At 72.2% G+C, this 8255-nt stretch carries 8 protein-coding genes; 3 read left to right on the plus strand and 5 right to left on the minus strand.

Annotated elements, in window-relative coordinates:
• Positions 1-689: aldehyde dehydrogenase family protein (locus ACTIR_RS22550; RefSeq protein WP_154663707.1), on the plus strand; the 689-nt coding region annotated here is incomplete at its 5' end.
• A gap of 270 nt (positions 690-959) precedes the next feature.
• On the opposite strand, the gene ACTIR_RS0109655 is transcribed toward ACTIR_RS22550, so the two are convergent.
• On the minus strand, positions 960-1415 hold the full coding sequence (locus ACTIR_RS0109655) for a Panacea domain-containing protein (RefSeq protein WP_026454110.1): 456 nt from the start codon (positions 1413-1415) through the stop codon (positions 960-962).
• A 282-nt stretch (positions 1416-1697) separates the two neighbouring features.
• Between ACTIR_RS0109655 and ACTIR_RS0109660 the strand changes: the two genes are divergently transcribed.
• Positions 1698-3428: a DEAD/DEAH box helicase gene (locus ACTIR_RS0109660; RefSeq protein ID WP_026454111.1), complete on the plus strand. Its 1731-nt coding sequence runs from the start codon at positions 1698-1700 to the stop codon at positions 3426-3428.
• On the opposite strand, the gene ACTIR_RS0109665 is transcribed toward ACTIR_RS0109660, so the two are convergent.
• The 4 genes from ACTIR_RS0109665 to mce form a co-directional block, all read right to left on the minus strand.
• Positions 3379-4416 (minus strand): adenylate/guanylate cyclase domain-containing protein, encoded by a 1038-nt coding sequence (locus ACTIR_RS0109665; protein ID WP_026454112.1) that lies wholly within the window; start codon positions 4414-4416, stop codon positions 3379-3381. The genes ACTIR_RS0109660 and ACTIR_RS0109665 overlap by 50 nt on opposite strands.
• 23 nt (positions 4417-4439) lie before the next feature.
• Complete coding sequence (locus ACTIR_RS0109670) at positions 4440-4889, minus strand: universal stress protein (protein WP_007025231.1); 450 nt, start codon at positions 4887-4889, stop codon at positions 4440-4442.
• Between the two features lie 76 nt (positions 4890-4965).
• Complete coding sequence (locus tag ACTIR_RS0109675) at positions 4966-6255, minus strand: coiled-coil domain-containing protein (RefSeq protein ID WP_026454113.1); 1290 nt, start codon at positions 6253-6255, stop codon at positions 4966-4968.
• A 223-nt stretch (positions 6256-6478) separates the two neighbouring features.
• Positions 6479-6925 carry a methylmalonyl-CoA epimerase gene (mce, locus tag ACTIR_RS0109680; protein ID WP_026454114.1) on the minus strand — a complete coding sequence of 149 codons (447 nt, stop codon included), beginning with the start codon at positions 6923-6925 and terminating at the stop codon, positions 6479-6481.
• Between the two features lie 179 nt (positions 6926-7104).
• Between mce and ACTIR_RS0109685 the strand changes: the two genes are divergently transcribed.
• Positions 7105-8255, plus strand: a 1151-nt coding sequence (locus ACTIR_RS0109685) for an acetyl-CoA C-acetyltransferase (RefSeq protein ID WP_026454115.1), incomplete at its 3' end; no start/stop codon positions are given.

The raw sequence follows: 8255 nt of genomic DNA on the forward strand, positions 1-8255 counted from the left end.
GCGCCGAGCGCGAGGCGGCGGCCGCCCTGGTGCGCCTGCCCGCGCTCGTCCCGCTCGTCATCCTGCGGGGCAGCGGCGAGACCACCCGGTCGTTGTCCACCGAGGCGGCGACCCACGGCGTGCGCACCATGGCCCACGCGGACGGCGGCGGCGTCCTCTACGTCGACCGGGAGGCGGACCCGGAGACGGTGCGTTCCCTGGTCACGGACAGCCTGGACCGGCTCGGCGTGTGCAACCGGCTCAACCTGCTGCTGATCCACGACGAGGTCTACGAGAGCCTGTGGCCGGTGGTGTCGGAGGCCGTCGGGCAGCGCGGCGTCCGGCCGTCCCTGCCCCCGCACGACCATCCGGTCGGCTACGAGTGGGCGTTGGACTCCGAGCACGAGGCCACCGTGACGGTCGCCCGGGTCGGCGGGCCGGACGAGGCCGTCACCCTCGCCAACGAGGAAACCTCCGGCCTCGCGGCGGGCATCGCCACCGAGAACGCCGCGACCGCGGAGGCGTTCTTCGACGCCTACCGGGGCACCGGGGTGTTCTGGAACGCCACGACCCGGCTGCTCGACGGCTTCAAGCTGCTCGGCGTGCCGGAGACGGGGATCAACCTGGACAACGTCCCCGGACCACGCGGCCCCGTCACCTACACCGACCTCTCCGTCCGCCAGTACGCCGTCCTCCCGGAAGGCCGCTGAGCAGCGGGCTCGATCCCGGCGGTGTCACCTGTTGTTCGTCTCACTCGCGTGTGATCGACTTCTGACGCCGGCGAGGGGTGTCAGGTCTTCTTCAGCTTGCTCGGGAAGATCTCATGGTGCGGGTCCCACCAGATGACGTGGAAGACGTTGTCGTGCAGAAACCCGTAGAGCCACCGTTCGCCCGAATTGTGCACGCCAGGCAGCACCGCGCTCGACGGCACGACCTTGCTCTTGCGATCGGGCGGCGTGTGGTGAGGTCTCTGCTTCTTCTTATTGCCCATCGGCGGTAACGAGTGCCTCGAAGAACTCTGCGATGTCTGCGTCGGTGAGCGGCTCGTTGCTCCGGTCGAGATCGTCCGCGCCTGAGCGTGCCCGGGCCCGTTGCCACGGCAATTCCCGATGAGTCATCTCGGACAGTTGATGCGCCGTCATGTGACTGAGGCCGTCCAGCACGAGGTCGAGGGACTCGCGCTCGCCGTCGTCCAGACGGCCGGGATTGCCGCCGAGGGCGTCCGGCGGTAGCTGGAACAAGCCACGATGTTGCTGGTACAGCTGCGGGCAGACGGGCCCATTGGCCCATGCTTCGAAGCGTTCGGGGAACAGCGGCCGTTCTTCCCACACCAGGTGGTAGCCGTACGAGTAGTAGCATAGCTTCTGGAGCTTCATGGCCGTCATCGGACCATGCTTCGCCAAGATGTAACTCGCTACATCCAGTACGGTCGCCATGGCTCGCTCCCCCTTCCCTGTTCGGGCCGACCCTCTCACAACAGGATGTCAGAGGCGTGCCGCTGTCGGTGGGTCTCCACTCGAAAGGGGTACCGTCCCGGTCGCACGGGGGGTGTCGCACGCGCACGCTTCGTCGGTCGCGCGGTCCTCCGGTACACCCGTACCGGAAGGACGGGATCGAACGTGGGTTCGATGGGGTAGTCTGGGGCCTCGCGCCTGCCTGGGTTCTGCCACGGCCGTGGCGCCCCTTTCGCACCCTTCCCTGACGAAGCAGGAACTCACATGGTCGCCAGTACGGCGGAGCAGCAAAGCGTGACCGAACACCTCGACGGATTCACCGATCTGGCACTGCACCCGGCGCTGTCCCGGGCGCTCGCGGAGCTCGGATACACCGAACCCACCCCGATCCAGCGGGCGGCCGTGCCCCCGCTGCTGGCGGGGCGGGACCTCGTCGGTCAGGCCGCCACCGGCACGGGCAAGACCGCCGCGTTCGCCCTGCCGCTGCTGCACCACCTCGCCGACGGCGAGCGCGGCACGACGCCGCGCGTGCTGGTGCTCGTCCCGACGCGGGAGCTCGCCGCCCAGGTCTGCGCGGCGTTCGACGGCTACGGTCGGCACCTCGGTGTCCGGGTCGTCCCCGTCTACGGGGGCCAGCCGATGGGCAGGCAGCTGCGGGCCCTCGAACAGGGGGCCGACGTGGTGGTGGCCACCCCCGGGCGCGCACTGGACCACCTGGCCCGCGGCTCGCTCCGGCTGGACGGACTCGACGCGGTCGTGCTGGACGAGGCCGACGAGATGCTCGACATGGGCTTCGCCGAGGACATCGACGCCATCCTCCAGCGCACCCCGGACGAGCGGCAGACCATGCTCTTCTCGGCCACGATGCCGCCCCGGATCGCCGGTCTGGTGCGGCGGTACCTGACCGACCCGGAGCGCATCGAGCTCAGCCGCGCCGAGTCGGTGAGCGGGGACGCCGCCATGATCCGGCAGACCGCCTACCTCGTGCCGCGCGGGTACAAGCCCGCCGCGCTCGGCCGGGTGCTCGACCTGGAGGCGCCGAAGGCCGCGGTGGTGTTCTGCCGCACCCGCGAGGAGGTCGACCGGCTCACCGAGACCATGAACGGGCGGAACTACCGGGCCGAGGCCCTGCACGGCGGCATGGATCAGCAGCAACGGGACCGTGTCGTGGGCAGGCTCCGGGCGGGCACCGCCGATCTCGTCGTGGCCACCGACGTCGCCGCGCGCGGCCTGGACATCGACCAGCTGACCCACGTCGTCAACTACGACGTGCCCAGCGCCCCCGACGTCTACGTCCACCGCATCGGCCGGGTCGGCCGCGCGGGGCGGGAGGGCTCCGCGGTCACCCTCGCCGAACCGCGCGAGCAGCGGATGATCGCCACGATCGAACGGGTCACCAACCAGAAGATGGCGGTGGAGAAGCTGCCCACCGTCGCCGACCTGAAGGCGCGCAGGCTCGAACTGACCCGTGCCGCGCTGCGGGAGACCCTGCTCGCCGACGGCGACGACCTCGAGCACTACCGGGACGCGGTGGAGGCGCTCTCCGGGGAGTTCGACGTCGAGCGGGTCGCGCTGGCGGCGGTGAAACTCGCCCACGAGGCGGGCGGACCGGTCGGGGAGGAGGACGAGATCCCCGAGGTGCGGCCGGACACGCGCGGCGACCGGGGGAGCCGCGGTGACGACGGGAACCCGCGCCGCGGCGCGTCCCGCCCCGCGCGCAACGGAAAGCAGGGCAGGCCGCCCGCGGACGACATGACCCGGTTGTTCGTCAGCCTCGGCCGCACGGCCGGGGTCCGCCCCCAGGACCTGGTCGGGGCGATCGCGGGCGAGTCCCCGTTGCGCGGCAAGGACGTCGGCGCGATCGAGATCTCCGACCGGTTCTCCCTCGTGGACGTGCCGCACACCGCGGCGGACGACGTGATCAGTGCCCTCCGGGACACCAGCATCAAGGGGCGGAGGGTGACCGTCCGTCGGGAACGTCGTCGTGCGCGGTGACCTCCCGCGTGCCGGCCCGGCGTAACGTCGCCGGGCGGAGTCGCTGGTACCCGCGGACGGGCACCGGTCGGAGCCTGCGGAGGTCGTAGTCGCCGTACTTGGCGAGCACGTCCGCGAGTGCGGCGTCCACCAGGACGGTGCCCGGCCGGGCGAGCGAGGTGAGCCTGCTCGCGAGGTTCACCACCGAGCCGTACACGTCGCCGAACCGGCTCAGCACGCGCCCGGAGGCCAGACCGGCCCGGACCTCGGGCACCCGTTCGTCCGCCGCGGCGTGTTCGCTCAACGACAGCGCGATCTCCGCGGCCCGCACCGCCGACGGGCAGACGAACAGCACCTCGTCGCCGATCATCTTGACGACCCTGCCGTGATGCTCGGCGACGTAGCCGGTCGCCAGCTCCTCGAACCGCTCCAGCAGCCCGGACAGCTCGGCCTCGTCCACCCGCCGGGCCATGCGGGTGTAGCCGACCATGTCGACGAATCCGACGACCTCCGAGGCCGCTTCGAGCGTCTCCTCCGGCTCGGCCAGGGCACGGCCCGCGTAGGCGGCGAGATGCCGGCGCCACACGAAGTCGTGGACCCGTTCCAGCTCCGGCAGCAGCCGCTCCACCAGTTCGCCGATCCGCTGTTCGTCCTCGGCGAGGTCGGGGTTGTCCGCGATCAGCGACCACAGCAGCTGGGACTGCCACTCGGCCAGCCGGGACATGTGCAGGCCGACCGCGCGGGCCACCGACGTCTCCAGGTCCCGGTCGAGCAGTCCGGTGTCCACCAGCCGGTCGGTGATCCGCACGGCCTCGATGTCGGCCTCGGTGAACACGACCTCGTCGTCGCCCACGGAGGCGAAGCCCAGGGCCCGCCACAGCTGACGGGTGCGGTCCTGGGAGACACCCGCCCGCTCGGCGACCTCCAGCCGCGTGTACCGGCGGGTGCCGCCGAGCAGGATCCGTTCGAGGCGGTGTTGCAGTGTCTCGTCAGCGGGGTGCTCGCTCATGGACAGCGGTGCTCGCCGTGCCCTCAGGTGGTGTGGACGATGAGCACGTCCACTCCGGTCTTGCGGGCGACCTCGGAGGGGACCGAACCGAGGATGCGTCCCGCCAGGGTGTTCAGGCCGCGGTTGCCCACCACGAGCAGGTCCGCGGAGTGCTCCTTGACGATCGTGCGCAACGAGTCGACCGGCTCGCCGACCACGGGCACCGTCTCGATGTCGGTGGCGCCCGCCTTCACGGCCCGTTCCCGCGCCGTGCGGAGGGTGTCCTCGGCCGGAGCCGAACCGACGACCTGGTACGCCTCGTCCCGCAGGACGTCCGAGGCCTTCTCCACCTGTTCCTTGTCCGCCGGGTAGTAGGCGCAGCCGATGACGAGGGTGGCGGCGGAGTCGGCGGCCACACTCGCGGCGCGGTCGACCGCGGCCATCGACGAGTCCGATCCATCCGTGCCGACGACGACGGTCCGATAGGCGGCCATGCGGTCCTCCAGAAGGGTGCTCGTGCCGATTCGGTGGCCGAGAGTATCCGGTCCGGGGCCGCCACGCACCAGTTACCTACTCATGAGTCGGTTTCGTTCCGGTGGTCGCGGGGACCACGACCGTCGGCTGGGACGCACCGTCACCGTTGTGCTCCGTGGAGTGTCCGTCCTGCCCGTCCGTGTCGGCGCCCGTCGTGCCGTCGTTGGAGGTGTCCGCCTCGGAGGTGTCCGGTTCGGGGGTGTCCGCCTCGGAAGTGTCCGTTCCGGCGGTGGCCACGGCGGTGGTCTCCCCGTCGGCGGCGTTCCCGTCGGCGGTGTCCGTGTCAGGGGTGTCCGTGCCGGTCGCATCCGTGCCGGGGGTGTCCGTGCCGGTCGTGTCCGTGTCCAGTGACGCCCCGACCTCGGCGAGCATCGTGCGGGCCGCCCGCACCTGCTCGGCGATCCCGTTCCGGAGGGTCCGCAGGGTCTCCACCCGGGCCGTGGCCTCGGCGATCCGGCGCTCGGCCTCCTCGGTGGCCTCGGCGACCCGGCGCCTCGCCTCCTCCGTCGCCTCGGCGACCCGCGCGTTCGCCTCACTGATCGAGTCCTGCTTGCGCCGGTTCGCGTCCTCGACCGACTCCCGGCGCCTGCGGTCGATCTCGGCCTCGGCGGTGGCCTTCTCCTCGGCGACCTCGGCGCGCACCGCGGCGGCGTGCTCGTCGGCCTCGGTGATCCGGCGCTCGGCGTCGGCCTTGCTCGCCGCCTCCTGCTCGGCCAGCTCCCGCATCGCCTCCGTCCGCCGGGCGGACATCGCGATCTCGAAGTCCTCCTCGACCTGGGCCCGGCGCTGCTCGGCCTCCCGGTCGAGCCGGTCCCGTTCCTCGGCCGCGCTCGTGGTGATCCGCTCCGCCTCGGCGCGGGCCTCCTCCAGCACCCGGGCGTGCTCGGCCTCCATCTGCTTGCGGCGGTCGGAGAGCTCGGTGAGCAGTTGTTCGTACCGCGCCCGCATGGCGCCCGCGTCCGATTCGGCCTTGGCGCGGATGTGGCCCGCCTCGGCCTCGGCGCGGGCCTTCGTGTCGGCGGCCTCCTCCTGGGCGAGACGCAGCATGCGCTGCAGCCGCTCGGACAGCCCCTCGATGGTGGTCGGCGGCTGGGCGAGTCGGTCGATCTGTCCGCGCAGGTCGTCGATCTCGATGCGTGCGGACTCGAGCTGCCGCGCCAGGTCGTCGGTCTGCGAGACGGCCGCGTCCCGGTCGGACATCAGCATCTTGATGTCGGCGTCCAGCCGTTCCAGATGCTCGTCGACCTGTGCCCGGTTGTAACCACGCTTCTCGAAGTCGAATCCCGCTCCCAGCGGCACGAGCTCCCGTTCCTCGCCAAGGCTCATGGCACCACCCTAACGGTCGCGTCCGGGCCGCACGTGCCGGAAGGCGCCGATGGGGCGAGCTCGCCCGGAGGAGGTTTCGACCGGCCGGTCACGTCCGCCGACCGGCGGCCCGACCGGGCGCGACTCCGAGGTGGAACCGGGTGGTCGCACCGCCGCGGCACGGGTCGCCCGGCGGATTGCGGCACCCGGGCGGACCGCGCGTGGCCGGCGGGTGGAGGCACGCTCAGTGCACTCCGTGTGCCGGTTCGACCAGTTCCACGAGTACGCCACCGGCGTCCTTGGGATGGACGAAGTTGACCCTGCTGTCGGCGGTGCCGCGCCGGGCCTGCGGGTAGAGCATGCGCAGACCCCTGGCCCGCAGTGCCTCGGCCGCGGCCTCGACGTCGGTGACCCGGTAGGCGAGCTGCTGGAGGCCCGGACCCTGCCGGTCGAGGAACTTCGCGATCGTCGAGTCCGGCGTGAGCGGGGCGAGCAGTTGCACCGCGGCACCCGCGTGGTCGCCGGGGGCGTGCAGCATGGCCTCCCGCACGCCCTGCTCGTCGTTGACCTCGATGTGGGTGGCCTCCAGCCCGAAGGTCTCGGCGTAGAAGGTGAGGGCCTCGTCCAGGTCGGCCACGGCGACACCGACGTGGTCGACCGCGGTCACGAACGGCTTCAGTGCCTGCTGCATGGGTCCTCAGGGTAGGGGCCCGGTGGCCGGCTGCCCACCGTGAGTTGCGTCGCGTCCGGCCTGCCCTCCCCGGCGCGGGCCGGGGCGGTATCGTCGATCGGGCCGTCGACATCGTCGGGCAGGCTGTTGACGTGGGCGTGTCCGCGTCGCCGTCGAACGACTCTCGCAGGAGGCAGATTGTGTCCGGTTTCCCGTCCGGGTCGGTGATCCTCGGTGCCGCCCGCACCCCCATCGGCCGGTTGCTCGGCTCGCTGAAGGACTTCTCCGGGGCCCAGCTCGGGGGCGTGGCCATCCGGGCGGCGCTGGAGCGTGCGGGCGTGCCCGCCGACGCCGTGCAGTACACGATCATGGGGCAGGTGCTCACCGCGGGCGCGGGGCAGATCCCGGCCCGGCAGGCGGCGGTGGCCGCGGGGATCCCGATGACCGTGCCCGCGCTGACCGTCAACAAGGTCTGCCTCTCCGGTCTGGACGCGGTCGCGCTGGCCGACCAGCTCGTCCGCGCGGGCGAGTTCGACCTCGTCGTCGCGGGTGGGCAGGAGTCCATGTCGCAGGCGCCGCACCTGCTCCCGAACTCCCGCACCGGGGTGAAGTTCGGCGACACGCCGTTGGTGGACCACATGTCGCAGGACGGGCTGTTCTGTGCCTTCGACCAGGCCGCGATGGGCGCCTCCACCGAGCGCTACAACGCCCGCTACGACCTGACCCGCGCCGAGCAGGACGCCTTCGCCGCACGGTCGCACCAGCTCGCCGCGAAGGCCACGGCCAACGGGGTCTTCGACGCCGAACTGGCCCCGGTGGACGTCCCGCAGCGCAAGGGTGACCCGGTCACCGTGACCGCCGACGAGGGCGTGCGGGGTGACACGACCGCCGAGTCGCTGGCGAAACTGCGCCCGGCGTTCGACCCGGACGGCACCATCACCGCCGGATCGGCCTCGCAGATCTCCGACGGCGCCGCGGCGGTGGTCGTCGCCAGCAGGGCCAAGGCCGAGGAACTGGGCATCACCCCGCTCGCCGAGGTCGGTGCGCACGGGGTGGTGGCCGGGCCGGACGCGAGCCTGCACGAGCAGCCGTCGAACGCGGTCAAGGCGGCGCTGGGCCGGGCGAAGCTGGACGCGGACGCCCTCGACCTCGTCGAGATCAACGAGGCGTTCGCCGCCGTCGGGCTCGTCTCGTCCCGCGAGCTCGGGGTCGACGAGGACCGGGTCAACGTCAACGGCGGGGCGATCGCGCTCGGCCACCCGATCGGCGCGTCGGGCGCCCGGCTCGTGGTGCACCTGGTGCACGAGCTGCGGCGTCGCGGCGGTGGTCTCGGGGCGGCCGCGCTGTGCGG

Origin of the sequence: Saccharomonospora iraqiensis subsp. iraqiensis (assembly GCF_000430445.1) — a bacterium.
Lineage (GTDB): Bacteria > Actinomycetota > Actinomycetes > Mycobacteriales > Pseudonocardiaceae > Saccharomonospora > Saccharomonospora iraqiensis.